General features: G+C 72.8%; 16 protein-coding genes. 7 read left to right on the top strand and 9 right to left on the bottom strand.

The genetic code is table 11. The features are described 5' to 3' along the window. Both ACFYSC_RS36555 and ACFYSC_RS36560 read left to right on the top strand, forming a co-directional pair. Positions 1-225: FG-GAP repeat protein (locus ACFYSC_RS36555; protein WP_389970877.1), on the top strand; the 225-nt coding region annotated here is incomplete at its 5' end. 125 nt (positions 226-350) lie between these two features. Beyond that, on the top strand, positions 351-1535 hold the full coding sequence (locus tag ACFYSC_RS36560; protein ID WP_389970880.1) for a hypothetical protein: 1185 nt from the start codon (positions 351-353) through the stop codon (positions 1533-1535). 143 nt (positions 1536-1678) lie between these two features. Here ACFYSC_RS36560 and ACFYSC_RS36565 read toward each other — a convergent pair whose 3' ends face one another. The 3 genes from ACFYSC_RS36565 to ACFYSC_RS36575 all read right to left on the bottom strand — a co-directional run bounded on the left by ACFYSC_RS36565 (position 1679) and on the right by ACFYSC_RS36575 (position 4113). Continuing rightward, positions 1679-2953, bottom strand: coding sequence for an acyltransferase family protein (locus tag ACFYSC_RS36565; RefSeq protein ID WP_389970883.1), 1275 nt, complete (start codon positions 2951-2953; stop codon positions 1679-1681). A 3-nt stretch (positions 2954-2956) separates the two neighbouring features. Then, positions 2957-3376 (bottom strand): DUF1707 domain-containing protein, encoded by a 420-nt coding sequence (locus ACFYSC_RS36570; protein WP_389970886.1) that lies wholly within the window; start codon positions 3374-3376, stop codon positions 2957-2959. A gap of 71 nt (positions 3377-3447) precedes the next feature. After that, the gene (locus ACFYSC_RS36575) at positions 3448-4113 is read right to left on the bottom strand and encodes a phosphotransferase (RefSeq protein ID WP_389970889.1); all 666 of its coding nucleotides are present in this window, start codon (positions 4111-4113) and stop codon (positions 3448-3450) included. A 174-nt stretch (positions 4114-4287) separates the two neighbouring features. Between ACFYSC_RS36575 and ACFYSC_RS36580 the strand changes: the two genes are divergently transcribed. From ACFYSC_RS36580 to ACFYSC_RS36600, 5 genes are read left to right on the top strand one after another with little or no spacing between them, the layout of a single operon-like run. Beyond that, entirely contained in the window at positions 4288-5118 is an 831-nt protein-coding gene (locus ACFYSC_RS36580; protein WP_362945492.1) for an ABC transporter ATP-binding protein, read from the top strand. Beyond that, positions 5108-5893 (top strand): ABC transporter permease, encoded by a 786-nt coding sequence (locus ACFYSC_RS36585; protein WP_362945494.1) that lies wholly within the window; start codon positions 5108-5110, stop codon positions 5891-5893. The genes ACFYSC_RS36580 and ACFYSC_RS36585 overlap by 11 nt, the downstream gene beginning before the upstream one ends. A 29-nt stretch (positions 5894-5922) precedes the next feature. Continuing rightward, on the top strand, positions 5923-10611 hold the full coding sequence (locus ACFYSC_RS36590) for an SDR family NAD(P)-dependent oxidoreductase (RefSeq protein ID WP_389970893.1): 4689 nt from the start codon (positions 5923-5925) through the stop codon (positions 10609-10611). Continuing rightward, positions 10608-14417, top strand: a complete 3810-nt coding sequence (locus tag ACFYSC_RS36595) for an SDR family NAD(P)-dependent oxidoreductase (protein WP_389970896.1) — start codon at positions 10608-10610, stop codon at positions 14415-14417. Before ACFYSC_RS36590 ends, ACFYSC_RS36595 begins: the two co-directional genes overlap by 4 nt. A gap of 7 nt (positions 14418-14424) precedes the next feature. Then, entirely contained in the window at positions 14425-15585 is a 1161-nt protein-coding gene (locus ACFYSC_RS36600; RefSeq protein WP_389970899.1) for an acyl-CoA dehydrogenase family protein, read from the top strand. Here the strand turns inward: ACFYSC_RS36600 and ACFYSC_RS36605 are convergent. From ACFYSC_RS36605 to ACFYSC_RS36630, 6 genes are read right to left on the bottom strand one after another with little or no spacing between them, the layout of a single operon-like run. Next, positions 15548-16408: a 4'-phosphopantetheinyl transferase family protein gene (locus ACFYSC_RS36605; RefSeq protein WP_389970902.1), complete on the bottom strand. Its 861-nt coding sequence runs from the start codon at positions 16406-16408 to the stop codon at positions 15548-15550. The genes ACFYSC_RS36600 and ACFYSC_RS36605 overlap by 38 nt on opposite strands. Beyond that, positions 16399-17187 (bottom strand): thioesterase II family protein, encoded by a 789-nt coding sequence (locus ACFYSC_RS36610; protein WP_389970905.1) that lies wholly within the window; start codon positions 17185-17187, stop codon positions 16399-16401. The genes ACFYSC_RS36605 and ACFYSC_RS36610 overlap by 10 nt, the downstream gene beginning before the upstream one ends. Further along, on the bottom strand, positions 17184-18269 hold the full coding sequence (locus ACFYSC_RS36615; RefSeq protein ID WP_389970908.1) for an HAD-IIIC family phosphatase: 1086 nt from the start codon (positions 18267-18269) through the stop codon (positions 17184-17186). Before ACFYSC_RS36615 ends, ACFYSC_RS36610 begins: the two co-directional genes overlap by 4 nt. Then, positions 18266-19411, bottom strand: coding sequence for an acyl-CoA dehydrogenase family protein (locus ACFYSC_RS36620; protein WP_389970911.1), 1146 nt, complete (start codon positions 19409-19411; stop codon positions 18266-18268). Before ACFYSC_RS36620 ends, ACFYSC_RS36615 begins: the two co-directional genes overlap by 4 nt. Beyond that, positions 19408-19665: an acyl carrier protein gene (locus ACFYSC_RS36625; RefSeq protein WP_389970914.1), complete on the bottom strand. Its 258-nt coding sequence runs from the start codon at positions 19663-19665 to the stop codon at positions 19408-19410. The genes ACFYSC_RS36620 and ACFYSC_RS36625 overlap by 4 nt, the downstream gene beginning before the upstream one ends. Before the next feature lie 12 nt (positions 19666-19677). Beyond that, complete coding sequence (locus ACFYSC_RS36630) at positions 19678-20526, bottom strand: 3-hydroxyacyl-CoA dehydrogenase family protein (protein WP_389970918.1); 849 nt, start codon at positions 20524-20526, stop codon at positions 19678-19680.

Raw genomic sequence — 20526 nt, forward strand, 5'->3', positions numbered from 1 at the left:
TACGAATCCGGCCCCTGGACCATGAACCAGACCGGCAACCGCATCGCCTCCGCAGACGTCGACGGAGACGGCCACGACGACATCGTCGCCGCCTATCAGAACCCCGACAACACCTTCAGCTACCACGTCTGGAAGAACGGCACCACCTACGCCGGCAAGTGGTACACCTCCGGCAACTACTCCCTCGACCCCGTCGCCGACCGCCTCGTCCTCGGCAAGTGGTAGTCCCGTTCCCGTGACGTGGTGGGTTGCGCCCGTCATCCGCATGGGCGCAACCCCTCACCCCCACCGATTCCCGGCGGACGCGGCCGACACGCGGCCCGGCGTCCCGCTCACATGAGGAGAAAGACATGAAGAGACTCGTCGCGGTGCTCGCCACCGTGGCTTCCGTCCTGATCGGATTCGCCCTGCAGACCCCGGCGCGCGCGAGTACGCCGACCCTCTTCGGGGCCTCGATCCACCAGGCGTCGGGGCAGACGTTCCCCCAGGCGCTGGCGGCCGCCGACGCGCGGTACGGCACGCTGCCGATCGTCCGGGTCTTCTACTCGGGCGCCCCCGCCGGGTGGACCGACTCGAAGCTCAACACCCCGGGTCGCTCGACCGTGGTGTCCTTCAAGTACGACGCGGACGCCGTGCTGGCGGGCACGGCGGACGCCTATCTGCGCTCGTGGTTCGCGAGCGCACCCCGGGACCGGGACGTCTTCTGGTGCTTCTATCACGAGCCGGAGGAGAACATCAGGAACGGCGAGTTCACCGCGGCGGCGTACCGGGCCGCGTGGCAGCGCATCGCCCGCCTCGCGGACGAGGCCGGCAACCCGCGCCTGTTCGCCACCACGATCCTGATGGACTGGACGCTGGACCCGAAGAGCGGGCGGAACTGGCGCGACTACTACCCCGGCTCCGCGTACGTGGACGTGATGGCGTGGGACGTCTACAACTTCGACATGGCGAAGTCGGAGACCATGGCCCAGCACAACGCGAAGCGGCCGGGTCTCGAGGTGGCCCGCTCGGAGGGTAAGCCGTACGCGGTGGCCGAGCTGGGCCTCGACGACCACGCGAACCGCCCGGCGATGCTGCGGGAGGTCGCCAGGTGGCTGCGCGGTACGGCGGAGGCGCGCTTCGTCACGTACTTCGACGCGACGGGATGGCCGGAGTACGACCTGATCGGTGACACCGGGAGCATCCAGGCGTGGCGTGAGGCGGTGACCGGGACGCTGTTCTCCGGAACCCCGGTGATGACCACGTCCGCCGGACCCGCGGCGCCGACGGCCACGAAGATCCAGTGGACGACCCGGGTCGACCCGGCGCGGCACTCCGGCTGGGTCTCCTGCGCCTCCTGGCGCACCGACGGCTCGGACTTCGCCGAGGGGCCGCGGCGAGCCGTCTCCGGGAACCCCGAGACGATCACGTGTGACCGGGACGGCCTGCAGCCGAAGACGTCGTACCAGACCAGGCTCAAGTGGTGGGACGCCCAGTCGGGCGGATCCGTCCTCTACAAGAGCGACGCCGTCGGCCAGGTCACGGCCGCGGCGTGACCGGGAGGGCGGTCCGCCACGGCGGGCCGCCCTCCCGGGAGTCCGCAGGGACTCCGCCGCCCGGTTCGAGGTGACCTCCCGGAGACGGGCGACCGGCCCGTCCCGGAGCTCGTCGCGTGATCCGGCCGGCCCGGCGGAGTCCCTCAGGGCGGGGAGGAACCCGTCCGTACCTCCGCGGGCGGGCGCGGCCTGGGTCGCATGCCGAACAGGAAGCGGGCCGGGTCCGTGCGGCGGACCAGGAGGTCGTACACCGCGAAGATCAGCACCAGGGAGACCACGCTGATCACCGGGAACTTCACGGCGATCGGCGCCTCCCATCCGATCACGACCGATGCGACCGCGACGACGATCGGCTGGTGCAGGACGTACAGCGGCAGCACGGCCTCGGACAGGTAGGCGTACCAGCGGCGGGGCCGGCGCTCCGGCCGGGTGGCCGCCGACCGGGTGGCCGCCGACCGGCCCCGGCGGTCCAGGAAGCCGAGTATCGCGACCAGCCAGCACCATCCGGTCACGCCGAACAGGGCGCGGCCGGCCGTCGCCTGCGGGGCCAGGTCGGTGAAGGGGTCGCCCCCGGCGGTCATCAGCAGCGGCGCGCCGACCAGGAAGATCACCACGCCGCAGACCGTGATGAGGCGCAGGTCGCGGCGGAGCGCGGCCCTGAACCGCTCGTCACCGGCGAAGGCGAACCCGAACAGGAAGAACAACAGGTACGCCGCCCGGTGCCAGCCGGCGAACTGCTCCTCCAGCCCGGCCAGCGCGCACACCACCGCCAGCGGAACGGCGGGCAGCAGGATGGCGCCCGGACGGCGCTCGGCGAGGGCGGCGGCGCGGTCGCCGAGCCGCCGCCCCCACGGCTCGCGGTCGCCGGGCCGCCGCCCCGGGGCGCCGCCCCAGCGCACCAGCGGGGCCAGGATGAGGGAGAACGTCAGCAGCAACAGCAGGAACCACAGGTGGCCGAACTCGAAGTACCGCCCGTCGAAGACGAACGGGAAGTCACGCCACTTGAACCCGTCCAGGGTGAAGAAGCGCGGCAGGAACTCCGGGTAGGACTCGTGGAAGGCGGGGTCGGCCCGCTGCCGTAACCACTGCGGCAGAGGCACCAGCACGACGGTCCCGAACACCAGCGGCACCCCGAGGCGGCGCAGGCGCTCGGCGACGTACTCGCCGGCGCCCCGCCTGCGCAGCGAGTGCCAGGCCCCCAGTCCCGCCAGGAAGAACAGCAGCGGCATCGCCCACAGCACGCCGAGGGCCGAGACGACCAGCGTGAACGGGGTCGTCTCGGCGTTCTTCACATAGAAGTCGTCCTGGGCGTCGAAGACCAGCGCCGTGTGGAAGAACACCAGCCCGACGACCACCAGGACCCGGATGGAATCCAGCTCCGCGCGCCGCCCGGACGTCGTGGCGGGTGACGGTGCCATGGATCAGGATCCCTCCCCGTTCTCTTCCCGCCTCTTCCGGCTGATGACCGCCGTCACGATCGCCAGGATGACGGCGGGCGGAAGCGCGCCCTTCGGCCAGAACTCCGCGGGACACGCGTTGGCCACGCTCACCACCCCCCAGACCACGACGTTGATCGCGAAGATGACCGCCCAGGCGGCCCACACGATCTTCAGCCAGCGCGGGAGCCCGGCCGGGGCCGGTTTCCGAGGGGTCTGCGGGCGCTTCGCGGGCAGGTCGGCGACCAGGTCGGCCAGCTCGCCCCGGGTCACCGACTGGTATGCCTGGCCCAGGCGCTCGTCGAACTCCCCGAAGTCGAGGCAGCCCTCCTCCACGGCCAGCCGCAGGCGCTCGGCGGCGGCGTCGCGGTCTAGGTCGGATGCGCGTACGTCGCGGTCGTGCATGTCAGCCTTCCGGGCGGTGGATGAACGGGGTCAGGGCCGGGTGTGCCCGGCGAGAGGCGGTGGAGGGGCGGTCAGGGCTGGGCGTTCTCGGTGAGGAAGGCCGTGATCCCGGCCTTCTCCTCGTCGGTGACGTTCCGGTCCGCGCGCCGCCGGTCGGCCATGGCCGGGAGGTACGGCCGCGCCGCCTCCGCGCCGGCGTCCTCCAGGAACGCCGCCAGCCAGGTCGTCCTGCGCTCGTCCAGGGGGCGCCCGGCCGGCGTGGTGGCCAGGAGCAGCCAGGTGCAGGCGACGTCGGCGCCCGCCGCGCCCCGGGCCGCGTTGGCCCAGTCGACGACCTTCGGGCCGTCCGCGGTCAGGATCACGTTGGCCGGGTGGAGGTCCAGGTGGAGCAGGCGGTTGCCGGGGCAGCCGGGGGCGGCCTGGAGCCAGCCGGGGGCGCGCACCCCGGCGAGGTCTCGCAGCAGGGTGGCGAGGAGACGGACCCGGCGGTGCGCCTCCTGCGGCGCGCGGACCATCTCCTCCATGAGGCTGGGCCCGTCCACCCGCTCCATGAGGATGTCGGGACCGTCGGCGTCGAAGACCTCGGGGGCGGGGAACCCGTGGCGTCGGGCGTGACGCATGGCGGCGGCCTCTCGTTCGAGGTCGCGGCCGTCGCGGGAGCGCCGGACCACGCGGCCGGGCCCGGCCTCGAGGATCTCGCATTCGCGTCCGGCGGCTATCAACGGCCCAACGTCCATGCCGGTCAGATTAGACAGTGAAGTCCCGGCGCGTAAATGCCGTTCCACTGGCTGGTCTTCACGGCAACTACCTGCCACCACGGGCCCCGTCAATTCCCGCCGTCATCCGTCCAAGATGGCTCCATCCGCACTAGCCCGCTTACTCCATGACATTGGGGAGGTGACACGTTGCTGGTGGCAACCGATCTCGTCAAGCGGTACGGCGATGTCCAGGCCCTTGACGGATTCACTCTGAGCGTGGGCGCAGGTGAGATCGTCGGGCTTCTGGGACACAACGGCGCGGGGAAGACGACCTTCGTCGAGATCGTGTCCCACCTGGTCCGCCCCGACAGCGGACAGGTGACCATCGACGGCAGACCCCCGTCCGCCGCCCGCGGCGAGGTCGGCGTGGCGCCCCAGCATCTGGCGCTGTACCCCTCCATCACCGTACGGGAACACCTGGAGCTGTACGGCAGGCTCGCCGGCCTGCGACGGGCGGCGCTGCGCGAGGCCGTCGAGGAGCTGGCCTTCGTCCTGCGGCTCACCGAGATCATGGACAGGAGGACGGGCAAGCTCTCCGGCGGCCAGCAGCGGCGCACGCAGGCCGCCAGCGCCCTCGTCCACCGTCCTCGCCTCCTCCTGCTCGACGAGCCCACGGCCGGCGCCGACCTGGAGACCCGCCAGGCCATGCTGGACGTGGTCAAGCAGCGCGCGGGAGAGGGCGCGGCCGTCATCTACACCACCCACTACCTGCCCGAGCTGACCGAGCTCCAGGCCACGATCGCGGTCGCGCGCAGCGGCCGGATCATCGTCAGGGGGGCCTGCGACGAGTTGCTGCGGGACCTGCCGGGTGAGGTACGCGTGACGCTGGACGGCGAGGAGGAGATCTCGGTCTCCACCTCCGATCCGGCGGCGGCCCTGATCGACCTGCTGGGCCGGGTGAACCGCCCGGTCACCGCGGTCGACGTGCGCAACCCGTCCCTGGACGACCTCTACCGATCCCTGGCGGTCACCCATGCTGCTTGACACCGCCCCACGCCGCCTCGGCGTGCTCGACGCGCTGTACCGCATCGGCGCGCTGGCCCGGCACAACATGATCATCCGGTTGCGCGACCCCGGGCAGATGATCAGCTACGTCGCCATGCCCATGGTGCTCATGCTGGTGCTCAGGCCCCTGTACGTCCGGGCCCTCGACCAGGGCGCCACCCAGATCGCCACCGGGCTGATGGTGATGTTCTCGGTGTTCGCGATCTCCATGGCGGGCAACGCGATCCTGTCGGAACGCACCTGGCGCACCTGGGACCGGCTCCGCGTGAGCCGGGCCCCGGCGTTCGAGCTGCTGGTCGGCAAGACGCTGCCGCTGTTCGCGGTGATGATCGCGCAGCAGGCGATCCTGATCGTCTACGGCTGCCTGGCCATCGGGCTGCCGGTGCCGCCGTCGCCGCCGCTGGTGCTGCTGGCCATCATGATCTGGGCGTTCGCGCTGCTGTCGCTCGGCGCGGCGCTGGCCACGCTGGTGCGCAGCCACGGCGAGCTCAGCGTGATCTGCGACGTGGGCGCGCTCACCCTCAGCTCGCTGGGCGGGGCCCTGGTGCCGCTGAGCATCATGCCCGACTGGGCGCAGGCGGCCGCCCACGTCTCCCCGGGCTACTACGCGCTGAGCATGATGCAGGCCGCGGTGAGCGGGGACACGGCCGGCGTCGTGCCGCCCGGGGCCGTACTGCTGGCGCTGGGCCTGGCGGCGGGTGCTTTCGCCGCCCGCAGGCTGGCGCGCGGCTGGGGCCGCGGCGGGCTGCTGTGACAGGAACATCAGTGAAGAAGGGCATGTTGATGGATCAGCACCATTCACCCGGCGACGCCGATATCGCGATCATCGGCATGGCCGGTCGGTTCCCGGGTGCGGCCGACATCGAGACGTTCTGGCGCAACATCAGCACGGGCGTGGAGTCGTTCACCGAGTTCTCCGACGACGACCTGCTGGCCGCGGGCGTGTCGCCGGCCACGTTCCAGCAGCCGAACTACGTGCGGATGCGGCCGGTCCTGGACGACATCCGCGGCTTCGACGCCGCGTTCTTCGGCTACAACCCACGTGAGGCCACGCTCGCCGACCCGCAGCAGCGCATCTTCCTGGAGTGCGTGTGGGAGGTCCTGGAGTCGTCCGGGTACGCCGCCCCCGAGGGCCGGGGCAGCGTGGGCGTGTTCGCCGGGATGAACATCAGCGGCTACCTGCTGACCCGGCTCATGGCGTTCCAGATGGGCATCGACACCAGCGCCCTGATGATCGGGAACGACAAGGACGCGCTGGCCACGAACGTCGCCTTCCGCTTCGACCTGGACGGCCCCGCGCTGTCGGTGCAGACGTTCTGCTCGACCTCGCTGGTGGCGGTCCACCTGGCCTCGGAGAGCCTGCGGCGCGGCGAGTGCCGGATGGCGCTGGCCGGCGGCGTGTCGGTGCGCATCCCCGACCGCACCGGCTACCTGTGGGAGGAGGGCGGCCAGGAGTCGCCCGACGGCCACGTGCGCACGTTCGACGCCGAGGGCCGGGGCAGCATGTTCGGCGACGGCGCGGCGGTCGTGCTGCTCAAGCGGCTCGAAGACGCCGTGGCCGACCGGGACACCGTGCACGCCGTGATCCGCGCCTCGGCCATCAACAACGACGGCGCGATGAAGTTCAGCTACCTGGCGCCGAGCATCGACGGGCAGCGCCGCTGCGTGTCGGCGGCCCTCGACCGGGCCGGCGTGAACCCCGACGACGTCTCGTACGTCGAGGCGCACGGCACCGCCACCGAGGTCGGCGACCCGATGGAGGTGGCCGCGCTCACCCGCGCGTTCGGCGCCACGAAACGCAAGCAGTACTGCGTGCTCGGCTCGATCAAGCCGAACGTGGGCCACCTGGACCGGGCCTCCGGCGTGACCGGCCTGATCAAGGTCGTCCAGTCGCTGCGCAACGAGCTGATCCCCGGCACGCTGCACTACCGCTCCCCCAACCCCGAGATCGACTTCGGTGACAGCCCCTTCCACGTCACCGCCGAGCCCACCCCGTGGCCGCGCACGCCGGACAGGCCGCGCATCGCGGGCATCAGCTCGCTGGGCATGGGCGGCACCAACGCGCACGCCATCGTCACCGAGGCGCCGCTCCCCGCACCGCGCGGCACGCGTCCGCGCCGCCTGCAGATCCTGCCGGTCTCGGCCCGGTCGCAGGCCGCCGCCGAGCAGTCGTGCGCGCGGCTGGCCGCCCACCTGGAGGAGTCGCCGCACGACCTCGGCGACGTGGCGTACACCCTGCAGGCCGGACGGAAGCTGTTCGGGCACCGCAGGGTCGTGATCGCCGACTCGCCGGAGTCGGCGGCGGCCCGGCTGTCCGACCCGGCGGCGACGCTGGGACGCGCGGACGCGACCGTCGGGCGGAAGACCGGCTTCCTCGTCGCGGGGGTCGGCGAGCAGTACCCCGGCATGGTCGCCGGCCTCTACGCCGAGGAGCCGACGTTCCGCGCGGACGTGGACGAGTGCCTGGCCCTGCTGGGGCTGACCGCGCCGGGTCAGCTGTCCGACATCTTCGTCCCCGCCGAGCAGGCCGGGGGCGACACCGGCGACCTGGCCAGGCTGCTCGGCCGGACCGAGGCGGGCGCGCCGCGCTCCGCCACCGAGCCGCATCTGGTGCAGCCCGCGGTCTTCGTGGCCGAGTACGCGCTGGCGCGGCTGCTCGTCCGCTGGGGCGTCGAGCCCGAGATCATGATCGGCTACAGCCTCGGCGAGTACGTGTGCGCCTGCCTGGCGGGCGTGCTTTCGCTGCCGGACGCGCTGCGGCTGGTGGCGTACCGGGCGAAGCTCATCACCTCGCAGCCCGAGGGCGCGATGCTGGCGGTGTCGGCCGACGAGCGCCGGCTGGCCGCCGTCCTGGGCCAGGTGTTCACCGAAGAGCTGGACGTCGCCGTCCGCACCGGCTCGCAGGTCGTGCTCGCCGGGCCCGCCGAGGCGGTGGAGCGGGCCGCCGCGCTGCTGCTCGACTCCAGGATCGGGCACCGGCGGCTGGAGACCACGCACGCCTTCCACTCCCGGATGCTCGCCCCGCTGGCCGGTGAGCTGACGTCCTGGATCGCCGACAACATCACGCTGAACCCGCCGGAGATCGCGTACCTGAGCAACGTGACCGGCGAGCCGGCCACCGCCGAGGTCGTGACCGACCCGGGCTACTGGGCCCGCCACATGTGCGAGACCGTCGAGTTCGGCAAGGGGCTCGGCCACGTGCTCGGGCAGGCCGGCCTGGCGCTCGTCGAGATCGGTCCCGGGCAGTCGCTCGGCGCGCTGACCCGCGGCCACCCGTCCTGCGACCGCGAGCAGTGGCCGCTCATCGTGACCGTGCTCCCCGCCGCCGGAGACCCGCAGGACGCCGGCGCCGCCGTCGCGACCGCGGTCGGGAGGCTGTGGCTGACCGGGGTGCCGGTCGACTGGGCCGCGCTGCACGCCGGCGAGGACTGGGCGCCCCGCCGGGTGCCGCTGCCGACGTACCCGTTCGAGCGGCAGGACTACTGGCTGGAGATCGACCAGGACGCGTTCGGCGGCGGCGGGGCGGCCGCCTACGACGAGAGCGACCCGACCAGCATCGCCAAGGCGTACCCGCGCCTGCCCGACACCCGCTGGATCCACGTGCCCGTCTGGCAGCAGACGGCCGTCCGGCCCCCCGGCGGACAGGACGCCGGCCGCTGGCTGGTCTACACCGACGAGGGCCGCGCGGCCGAGCTGGCCGCGCCGCTGCTCGCGCACCTCGCCGCGGCCGGCAAGGAGGTGGTCCTGGTACGGCCCGGCGAACGGTTCTCCAGCGACGACGACGGCCTGCGGGTGCGTCCCGGCTCGGCCGAGGACATGCTGGCGGCGCTGCGCGAGCTGGCCGGACGTCGCTGGGAGCCCGAGCGCGTGGTGCACCTGTGGTCGGCGGAGGACGCCCCGATCGAGGAGACCCTGCAGCGCGGCCTGCACACGCTGGTCGGCCTGGCCCGCGCGGCCGGCGACATGGGTCTGAGCGGCTGGCAGCTCGACATCGTCACCTCCGGCGGCCAGCGGGTGCACCCGGGCGACCGCGTCCACGCCGGGCTCGGCACCCTGCTCGGCCCGGCCCGGCTGATCCCCGTCGAGTACCCGAAGGTCAGAACCCGCGTCATCGACGTCGACGCCGGGGCGGACGCGCTGCTCGCCGAACTGCTCGCCGAACCGTCCGACCAGGTGGTCGGGCTGCGCGGCGGGCAGCGGTGGATCCCCGGCTACGAGGCGCTGGACGCCTCCGTGATCGCCGCCAGGACCCCGGCCGCCCAGGTACGCAAGGGCGGCGTCTACCTGGTCACCGGCGGCCTGGGCGGCATCGGCCTGGCCATGGCCGAACGGCTGGCCGAGCACTACCGGGCGCGGCTGGTGCTGCTGGGGCGCACGCCGGTCCCGCCGCGCGAGCAGTGGCCCGCGATCCTGGCCTCCGACTCCACCGCCCCCGAGGTCCGCAGGCGGCTGGAGGGGCTGCGCCGCCTGGAGGCGGCCGGCGCGGAGGTCGTCACCGTCGCCGGGGACGTCTCCAGACCCGAGGACGCCCGCCGCGCCGTGGCCGCCGCCGTCGAGCGCTTCGGCGAGCTGAACGGCGTGCTGCACTGCGCCGGCGTGCCCGCCGTGGGGCTCATGCAGTTCAAGACCGTCGCCGACATGGAGAGGGTGCTCGCGCCCAAGGTCATGGGCACGCTCGCGCTGGCCGAGGCGCTGCGCGGCACGCGGGTGGACTTCCTGGCGCTGTACTCCTCCACCACCTCCGCCACCGGCGGCGGCGCCGGCCAGGTGGACTACTGCGCCGCCAACGCCTTCCTCGACTCCTTCGCGCTCAGCGACCCCCTCCCCGGGGTGACGGTCACCTCCGTCGACTGGTGCGAGTGGACGTGGAACGGCTGGACCGAGGGCCTGGAGAACTACGACGAGGGCTCCAAGCAGTACTTCGCCTGGTACCGGGAGAACTTCGGCCTCACCTTCGACCAGGGCTGGGAGACCCTGCTGCGGGTCCTCGCCGGCGGTGAGCCGCACGTCGTGGCCTCCACGCAGGACTTCGCGCCCCTGGTGGCGATGAGCCGCAGGTCCTCGATCGAGAGCCACCAGGCGACGGTGAAGAAGATCAGGGACGCGTTCGGCCGGCACCCGCGCCCCGACCTGTCCACCGCGTACGTCGAGCCGCAGACTCCGGCCGAGGAGACCATCGCCGGGGTGTGGGCGGAGGCCCTGGGCCTGGAGCAGGTCGGCGTGCACGACAACTTCTTCGAGCTGGGCGGCAACTCGCTGCTCGGCATGGAGATCATCGCCGAGGTCAGGAAGGCGCTGGAGCTGTCCTACCTGCCGCCGCACATCCTCTACCAGGCGCCCACGGTCGCCTCGCTCGCCGAGGCGGCCCAGGCCGACCAGGACGCGGACGAGCAGCCGAGCGAGGCGAAGGACCGGCAGCGGTCCCGCATCGCCCAGCGGCGCAACATGCTCAGGAGCGGAAGGACGTCATGACCACCGAAACCGACTACGACTCCGCGGTCGCGTTGATCGGCATGTCCGGGCGCTTCCCCGGCGCCAGGAACCTGGCCGAGCTGTGGGGCAACCTGCTCGCGGGGGTCAAGGGCCTGCGCACCATCACCGAGGAGGAACTGCGGGAGTCCGGCGTCGACCCGGGCCTCCTCGCCGATCCCCGGTACGTGCGCGTCGGCGGACCCCTGCACGACCTCGACCTCTTCGACGCCACCGTGTTCGGGATCAACCCGCGCGAGGCCGAGACCATGGACCCGCAGCACCGGCTGTTCCTGGAGTGCTCGTGGGAGGCCCTCGAAGGCGCCGGGTACTGCCCGACCGACGTGCCCGGCCAGGTCGCCGTCTTCGGCGGGTGCGGGTTCCCCGACTACATCGTGCAGAACCTCCAGCACCTCGGCGCGCAGCCGGGCGGGGCGCTGCTCATGGCCGTGGGCAACGAGCGCGACTCGCTGGCCTCGCTGGTGTCGTACAAGCTGGGGCTGCGCGGGCCCGCCGTGTCGGTGCAGACGTTCTGCTCGACCTCGCTGGTCGCGGTGCACCTGGCCTGCCAGAGCCTGCTCACCTACGAGTGCGACGTCGCGGTGGCGGGCGGCGCGTTCACCCCGCTCCCCCAGCACGCCGGCTACCTGTACGAGCAGGGCGGCATCATGTCGCCCGAGGGCCGGGTGCGCAGCTTCGACGCCGAGGCGGGCGGCACCGTGATGGGCAGCGGAACGGCGGTCGTGGCGCTCAAGCGCATGACGGACGCGCTCGCGGACGGCGACATCATCCACGCGGTCATCCTGGGCTCGGCGGCCAACAACGACGGCCGCATGCGGGCCGGGTACACCGCGCCCGGCGTGGACGGCCAGGCCGAGGTGATCGAGTCGGCGCTCGGCGTGGCCGGGGTCAAGCCCGACACCGTCGGGTACGTCGAGTGCCACGCCACCGGCACCATGCTGGGCGACTCGATCGAGCTGGCCGCCATGAACCGGGTCTTCTCCCAGCCGCGCGAGACGCCGTGCGTGCTGGGGTCGCTCAAGCCGAGCCTGGGCCACCTCGACCGGGCCTCCGGCGCGACCGGGCTGATGCGGGCGGCCATGGCGCTCAAGCACGGGCTGCTGCCGGGCACGCCCGGTTACGAGACCCCGAACCCCGCGCTGGCCGCGGGAGGCGACCGGTTCACGGTGCTGACCGAGGACCGGCCGTGGGAGACGGGGCCGCACCCGCGGCGGGCCGGGGTCAGCTCGTTCGGGCTGGGCGGCACCAACGCGCACGTGATCATGGAGGAGGCGCCGCGCCGGCCCTCCCGGCCCGCCCGCCCCGGGCCGCACCTGCTGGTGCTCTCGGCCGGCGACGGCCAGGCGCTGAGCGAGACGACCGAACGGCTGCGCGACCACCTGACCGGTGAGAGCGGCGACGACCTCGCCGACGTGGCCTTCACCCTCCAGGTCTCCCGCGGCGGCTTCGCCCTGCGCCGCGCCGTCGTCGTCCACGACCGCGACGACGCGGTGGCCGCCCTGGGCGACCCGTCCCGCTGGATCGACGGCAAGACCCAGCGCCGCAACCCCAAGGTCCGCCTCACCGCCTCCCCCGACGCCCCGGAGACATGGTGGGGCGAACTGCACTCCGCGGTGGAGACCGTGCTGCGGCACGCCGCCGCACCCGCCGCCTCGTCGCGTGAGGCGGCGCTCGACGCGCTCGCCGACGGGCTGGCGACCATCGGCGTCCGCGTGGTGCGGGGCGACGACGACGAGCAGGCCGAGGAGGTCGTGGTCGCCCCCGGGGAGGTGGGTACCGCGGCCGAATGGTTGCTGGAGGTCGTGGCGCGGCTGTGGATGGCCGGGAGCACGGTCGACTGGGCCGCGCTGCACAACGGACAGGGACTGCGGGTCGAGCTGCCCACGTACCCGTTCCAGCGGCGCAGGTTCTGGGTGAAGGCCGACCCCGCGCAGGCGGTGGCGCCGGCCGGTCAGGGCAAGACGTTCGACCGGTCGCGCTGGACCCACCTGCCGGTGTGGAAGCGCCGCCCGCTGCCGGTGTCCGACCTCGACGAGCGGCTGCGCGAGGCCGGCCCGTGGCTGGTGTTCACCGCCGACGACCGCGGCGAGGCCCTGACCGAGCGGCTCGTCGAAGCCGGCGCCGACGTGACCGCCGTACGCGCCGGCGACCGGTTCGGGCAGGAGGACACCGGCGACTTCACCGTCCGCCCGGACAAGGCCGACGACGTGGCGGAGCTGATGTACTCGCTGGTGGCCATGCCGAGGACGATCGTGCACGGGTTCAGCCTGGCCTCTCACGAGCAGGACCCCGGCGCCGACCCCGTGGCGCACTTCGCCGAGGAGCAGCGCCGCGGCTTCTACCCGGTGCTGGCGCTCTCCCGCGAGCTGCTCGACAACACCGGGTCCGCGCCGCGCGCCGGACTGGTGCTGCTCACCCCGCAGGCGGTCAACGTGGCGGGCGACGACCTGCGGCACCCCGAGCACGCCACCCTGGCCGCGCTCGCCCCCAGCCTCCAGCAGGAGAACCCGCGGCTGCGCTGCCGCCACATCGACGTGGACGCCGGCGACGCCGCCGTCCTCGCCGAGCAGGTGCTGGCCGCCGCGGTCGCCGAGCACGAGGGCCCGATGGCGGTGCGCGCGGGCGAGACCTGGCTGCGCGCGTACGAGCCGTACCCGATCGAGGAGCCGGCCCCGGAGCGGCGGCCGGTGCGCGACGGCGACACGGTGCTCATCACCGGCGGCCTCGGCGACGTCGGCCTGGTCCTGGCCCGGCACTTCGCCGACGCCTACGGCTGCCGCCTGGTGCTCACCGCGCGCTCCCCGCTGCCGCCGCCCGAGGAGTGGGACGCCTACCTGGCCGCGCCCCCTCCCGGCGGCGAGCGCACGGCCCGGCACATCCTCAACATCCGCGACCTGGAGAGCCGGGGCGCGACCGTGCTCGCCCTCTCGGCGGACGTGGCCGACGAGGAGCGGATGCGGGCCGTCGTCGCCGCGGCCGTCGAGCGGTTCGGCACGATCGACGTGGTGGTGCACGGCGCGGGCGTGCAGGACGGCGCCTACTTCAACTTCGCGCACCTGATGGACCGGCAGCAGTGCGAGGCGCACTTCGCGGCCAAGGTGACCGGGTTCCACGTGCTGCAGAAGGTGCTCGGCGAGCGGTGCCCGGACCGGCGGATCACCCTGTCGTCGATCGCGTCGGTGCTCGGCGGGATGACCCTGGGACCGTACGCGTCGGCCAACGCCGCGCTCGACGCGTACGTCCGCGTGGCGCGCACGACCGGCCGGGGCCGCTGGGTCACCGTCGACTGGGACACCTGGAACATCGACCCCGACCGGATCTCCGGCCACAGCGAGGCCGTCGCCGACTACACGATGACCCCGGCCGAGGGCGTGGACGTCCTGGAGCGGGCGCTGTCGGCGGCCGACCGGGCCGGGCACCTGGTGATCTCCACCGGGTCGCTGGACTCCCGGATCGCGCAGTGGGTCACCGGCGACATCCATGGCGGCGACGACGACTTCGACGACCGCGAACGGCACCCGCGCCCGGAGCTGAACAACCCGTACGTGGAGCCGAAGGAGGGCACCGAGGCCACGCTGGCCGACATCTGGTCGCGCGTGCTCGGCATCGACCCCATCGGCGCCCTGGACAACTTCTTCGAGCTCGGCGGCCACTCGCTGCTGGCGATCGAGCTGACCACCAGGATCCGCAGGACGCTCAACGCGTCGGTCCCGGTGACCGGCCTGCTGGAGTGCCCCACGGTCCGGCAGCTCGCCGAACTGCTCGACGCCCGCGACGAGGAGGACTGAGCGCCCCATGAAGCAGCCCGAGTACCTGCGGACCGTGCAGGGCTTCGCCCGGCGCGAGCTGCTGGGCAAGGACGCGTACCTGGACTCGCTGGCCGAGGCCCCGCTCCCGCTCTACCGGGACTTCGCCTCCACCGGCCTGGCGAACTGGTGGATGCCCAAGGAGTTCGGCGGCCTCGGCATGGGCCTGGAGGAGAGCGTCCGCATCGCGGCCGAGCTGGCGTACTCGGACGCCGGGGTCGCGTTCACGCTCTTCATCCCCGTGCTGACCACGAGCATGGTCCAGTGGTACGGCGACGAGGAGCTGAAGGAACGCCACCTCAGGCCCCTCGTGGCCGGCAACGGGTTCGCCGCGACGCTGGGCAGCGAACACGCCGCCGGCAGCGAGCTGGCCAGGATCTCCACGACCGCGCGCCGCGAGGGCGACGCGGTCGTGCTCGACGGGCGGAAGGCGTTCTCCACCAACACCGGCTTCGCCGACTTCCTCGTCGTGATCGCGCGGGCCCAGGACGACCCGTCGGGCTACCTGGCCGTCCTGGTGCCGCGCGACACGCCGGGGATCACCGTGGACAGGCGGTGGGACGTCATCGGGCTGCGCTCGTCGGCCACCTACGAGGTTTCGCTGTCCGGGGTGCGGGTGCCCGCGGGGAACGTGCTGCGGGGCAACGGCCTGCGCCTGCTGGAGGTGGGCCTGAACGCCAGCCGCATCCTCATCGCCGCCACGGCCCTGGGCGTCGCCCGGCGGGTGCGGGACGTGTGCATGGAGTACGCCAAGACCAAGTCGGTCAAGGGGGCGCCGCTGACCGCCAACGCCGTGTTCGCCTCGCGGCTGGGCCAGTTCGAGATGGAGATCGAGGTCATGGCCGGCCAGTGCCTGGCGGCGGCGCGGGCGTACGACGAGATCGCGGACCGGCCCGACGCGGGCGAGGAGTTCCTGCGCGTGGGCACGCTGAAGCAGGCGCTGACGACGAAGATGTTCTGCGGGCAGACGGGGTGGCGGATCGCCTCGACCGCCTCGGAGATGTTCGGCGGGCTCGGCTACACGCACGAGGCGGTCATCGGCAAGCTGGCACGGGACATGCGGTACGTGTCGATCGTCGAGGGCGGCGACGACGTGCTGCGGGACCTGGTGTTCAGCCGGTACGTGGTGCCGGTGTCGAAGCGATCGTGACCACCGCGGCGGCGTAGCCGGCGGCGACGTCGAGCCAGCGGACCGGACCACGAAGGGAGCGCGACCGTTCACAGGTCGCGCTCCCTTCGTGTGTCCCGCCGTGTCCCCCTCGGCGTCCCTCGTCGCGGGCTCCGTCATGGCCCCCGTCGTGGACTCCCTCGCGGACGAGCACGTCGCCGAGCTGGGCCAGGCCGCCGCCGGTGGCCTTGACGAACGCCTCCTTGGCGGTCCACAGGCGGAAGTACCCGGCCAGGGCGGCGCCGGGGTCGGCACGCAGGCGCGCCGCCTCCTCCGGGCGGTAGAGACGGTCGGCCATGGCCAGGGGGTCGAGGTCGTCGCGGACGCGTTCGACGTCCACGCCCACGCGCCATCCCCCGGGGGCGACGGCGATCAGCGCCCACTCGTCGGAGTGCGACAGGTTGAAGTCGGGCGCGGGCCGGCCCCCGCCGAGGTCGAGGCGGGGGCGGCCCGAGGCGTCCGGGGAGAAGGCGAGCCGGGCGGCGGGCACGCCGCAGACGCCGCCCAGCACGGAGCGCAGGGCGGCGTGCGCGACGACGTACCGGCGGCGGTCGGCGGCGCGGGCGAAGGCACGGGCCCTCTCCCGCTCGCCCTCCGACAGCCACCCCCACCATCCGGGTCGCTCGGCCCGGTCCAGGCGCACCTTCCACACCCGGACCCCGGACGGCCACGACCGCGCCCGCGGGTCCCGGACCCCCGCGCCGGCGGACCGCGTGTTCTCCGCCCGCACGCCCGCGGCCCGCACGCTCGCGGACCGCTGGTCCGTGAGCACGCGGGCCGGGGCCGGAGCCGGCGTCACACCCATGGGCGGAGGGCCTCCGCGACGATCGCGTGGGTGCGGGCCGCCTGTTCGAGGACGGCGAAGTGGCCGCCGTCGAACGAGTACGGGGCGAAGTGAGCGCTGGTCAGAGTGCTCCACCCCGCCGCCTTGAGCGGGGAGACGCGCGGGTCCGCCGAGCTCGTCAGCAGCGAGATCGGCAGGTCCAGCAGCGGCTCGTCCCGGTAGACGTAGGTCTCCTTCACGGTGAAGTCGGCCTGCACCGCGTGAATGATCATCGCCAGCGCGTCCGGGTCGGACAGCAGCCACTCGGGGGTGCCGCCCAGCGTCCGCAGCAGCTCCGCCACCTCCTTCGCGTTCATGTCCCGCACCGGCGGCCCGTCCTCGCGGGTGAGGTGGGGGGCGTCGGAACCGGAGACGAACAGGTGCACGGGAGCCGGCCCGCCCCGCCGCCGGATCTCCCGGATCAGCTCGAACGCGACGATCGCGCCGAGGCTGTGGCCGTACAGGGCGTACCGGCGACCGGCCGCGGACGCCTCGACGTCCGCGAGCACGGTGTCGGCCAGGTCGGAGACCAGCGGCTCCATGCGCTCGTAGGGCGGTTCCCGGTGCCGGGACTCGCGGCCGGGCAGCTGGACGGGCTGCACGGCCACCCCGGGCAGCCTGCGCTGCCACATCCGGAACGCCGACGCGGCGCCGCCCGCGTGGGGCAGGCAGTACAGCGGCAGGGCGCCGGGCTCCGCGCCCGTGTAGGCGCGGAACGGCAGCCACCGCGACAGGACGTCCTCGGTGCTCGCGACGCTCATGTCCCGATCTCCAGACGGACGTACGGCGGCGGCGGCTGCACGGCGCCGAGGTCGGCCTCCAGCACCACGTGCGCCCCGTTCCGCTCCGCCTCGCGGAACCCGGCGAACGCGTACGTCACCTGCATCATCCGGTTGCGCCCCGTCTCCACGAAGTCGGCCCGCACCGCCGCCCCGGCGTCGGCGGCCAGTCGCAGGACGTGGTTGAGCAGCACCATGCCCACGCCCCGCGACATCACCCGGCACGACATCAGCAGCATGCGCAGCCACCAGACGTCCCGCCCCTTCTCGACCAGGACGAGCCCGATCTTGCCGTAGTCGCCGAACCTGTCGGTCAGCGACGCGACCAGGAGCAGGTGGTCGGGGGACTCCCGCAGGGCGTCCAGCTCGTCGTAGGAGTAGGTGCGCCCGGTGGAGTTGAGCTGGTTGGTGCGGACGGTCAGCTCCTCGGCCCTCTGCAGGTCCTCCTGGCGGGCCGGGGAGATGGTGAACGACATCTCCAGGCTCGCCAGGAACTCCTCGTTGGTGCCGACGAAGCCCTCCTCCAGCTCGTCCCTGGCGAGCTGGCTGCGGTACATCTCGCGCCGCCGCGCCGACTCGTCGGTCACGAACCGGGGACGGAACTCCGGCCTGGTCAGGGCCTCGTCCAGGTCGGTCACGTCCACGCAGGTCACGTCGGGCAGCTCGTGGGCCACCTCGCCGCGCTCGAACTCCTGGTCGTCCACGAACGCGAAGGCGTCGAGCCCGAGGTTGAGCGCCTTGGCGATGTTCCTGATCGAGCCGGACTTGGGGTTCCAGTTGATCTGCGGGTGGAGGAACAGATCCGCCAGGCCCAGCTCGGTCAGCTTGGCCATGGCCGCGTCACGGTCGTTCTTGGACGCGACCGAGTGCAGGACGCCCTTGCGGTCCAGCTCGCGGATGTGCTCGACGACGGCGGGGCGCACGGTGACGTCGCCGTCCTCCAGCAGCACGCCGTTCCACAGGGTGTTGTCCAGGTCCCACACGACGCACTTGACGCGGCCCCGCCGGGGTTTCTCCGGCGCGACGAAGACACCGGGGTCCTGGCGTTCGGTGGTCACGCTCATCTGGTCATCTCCCGCTCCGCCTGGCCTGCGATGGTGATGCGCTGGATCTCGTTGCTACCCTCGATGATCTCCATGACCTTGGCGTCCCGGTAGAACCGCGCCACCGGGTAGTCGGGGCTGCAGCCGTTGGCGCCGTGGATCTGCACGGCCTCGGTGGCGTGCCGGACCGCGGCGGTGGAGGCGAAGTACTTCGCGATCCAGGTCGCCATGATCGTGTCGGCGTCCCCGGCGTCCTTCAGCCGGCCCGCCTCGGCCAGCAGCAGCCGGGACGCGCGGGCGTCGGTGACCATGTCGGAGAGCTTGGCCTGGATCAGCGGCAGCTCCGCCAGGGGCCGTCCGCCCACCCGGCGGTGCGCGGCGTAGGCGGCCGACGCCTCCAGGCACGCCTGGATGATGCCGACGGACCCGGCCGCCACGCTGTAGCGGCCGAGGTCGAGGGTTCCGGTCAGCACCATGCCGGCCATGAAACCGCTGCTCGGCCCGAGCAGCGCGCCGCGGTCGAGCACGACGTCGTCGAAGGTGATCTCGGCCAGCATGGAGGCCCGGGTGCCGAGCATGTCGTCGATCGGCGTGACGCGGACGCCCGGCGCGTTCCTCGGCACGAGGAACGCGCCGATGCTGGCGGCGGTGCGGGCGAACACCAGGAACAGGTCCGCCCGCTGCCCGCCGGTCGTCCACTTCTTGACGCCGTTGATCACCCAGCCGCCGCCGCCCTCGACGGCGGTGGTCGCGATGCCGGAGGTGTCGCTGCCGGCGCCCGGCTCGGACAGGCAGAACGCCCCCAGCGTCTCGCCGGTGGCCAGCTCGGGGGCCCACCGGGCGTGCTGCTCCGGCGTGCCCCAGCGCTGCAGGGTCCACGCGACCATGGTGTGCACGGTCAGCAGGCTGCGCAGCGACGAGCAGCCACGGCCCACCTCCTCGTGCACCTCGCCGAGCGTGACCAGGTCCATCCCGGCCCCGCCCGAGTCCGGCGACAGGAACGGCGCCCACAGACCCGCCGCGGCCACGTGCCGCAGCAGATCCTCGGGGACGCGGCCGATCCTGTCGTACTCATCCGCGTACGGCACCACGTGCGTGTCGACGAACGCCCGCGCCGAGCGCCGGTCGACGACCTGGACGGGTACCGGTGCGACGAGCGTCACGCGGCGGCCACGGTCGGCGAGAGGCGGGTCACGAGACCGGCCATCGCGGTGGCGGTGCGGAAGTTGTCGATCCGCAGCTCCTCGTTGGGGATGGTGACGCCGAAGGTCTTCTCGACGTACATCACCAGTTCCATCGCGAACAGCGAGTTGACGAAGCCGAGCGCGAAGATGTCCTGCGTGGCGTCGATCTCGGCCTGCGGGTACCGGCCGCGGACGAAGTCGAGGATCTGCTCCTGGGAGGTGGGGTGCGACATCGGTGACTCCATTCAGTTCGTTGCGTAGGTGTAGAAGCCCCGGCCGGACTTGCGTCCGTGCAGGCCGGCGTCGGTCATCTGCTTGAGCAGCGGGCAGGGCCGGTACTTGCTGTCGGCGTAGTGCTCGTAGAGCACCTCGACGCTGTAGAGGATCGTGTCCACGCCGATCAGGTCGGCGGTCTCCAGCGGCCCCATCGGGTGGCCGAAGCAGCTGCGGAAGACCTCGTCGACCGACTCGGCGTCGGCCACGCCCTCGTGGACGAGGTACGCGGCCTCGTTGACGGTGAGCATCAGGACCCGGTTGGAGACGAACCCGCAGGAGTCCTTGACGTCCACCGCCTTCTTGCCCATGGCGGTCAGCAGGTCGCGGGTGCGCCGCACCGTCTCCTCGGAGGTGTGCACGCCGGGGATGAGCTCCACGGCCGGCTTGGCGGGCACCGGGTTCATGAAGTGCACGCCGACCACCTTGTCGGGCCGCTTGGTGACGGAGCCGACCTTGGTGATGGGGATGGCGGAGGTGTTCACCACGAAGACGGTGTCGGGGCCGCAGGCGGCGTCGAGCGTCTCGTACACCTGCCGCTTGGTGTCCCAGTCCTCGGTGACGTTCTCGATGACGAGGTCGCACTTGGCCGCGCCCGCCGCGCCCACGGCGGTGCCGATCCTGGACAGCACCTCGTCGACGTCGAGGGCCGGACCGCCCATGAGGCGGCTCATCCTGGTGTTGCGGGCGATGGCCGTCAGCGCCTCGCTCAGGATCGTCTCGTCCTTGTCGACCAGCACCACGTCGTGGCCGGTCTGGGCGAGGTTCTGGGCGACGCCGACACCCATGACACCGGCGCCGATCACTCCGATCAGGCTCAT

This window comes from Streptosporangium sp. NPDC004379 (genome assembly GCF_042873875.1).
Taxonomy (GTDB): Bacteria; Actinomycetota; Actinomycetes; order Streptosporangiales; family Streptosporangiaceae; genus Streptosporangium.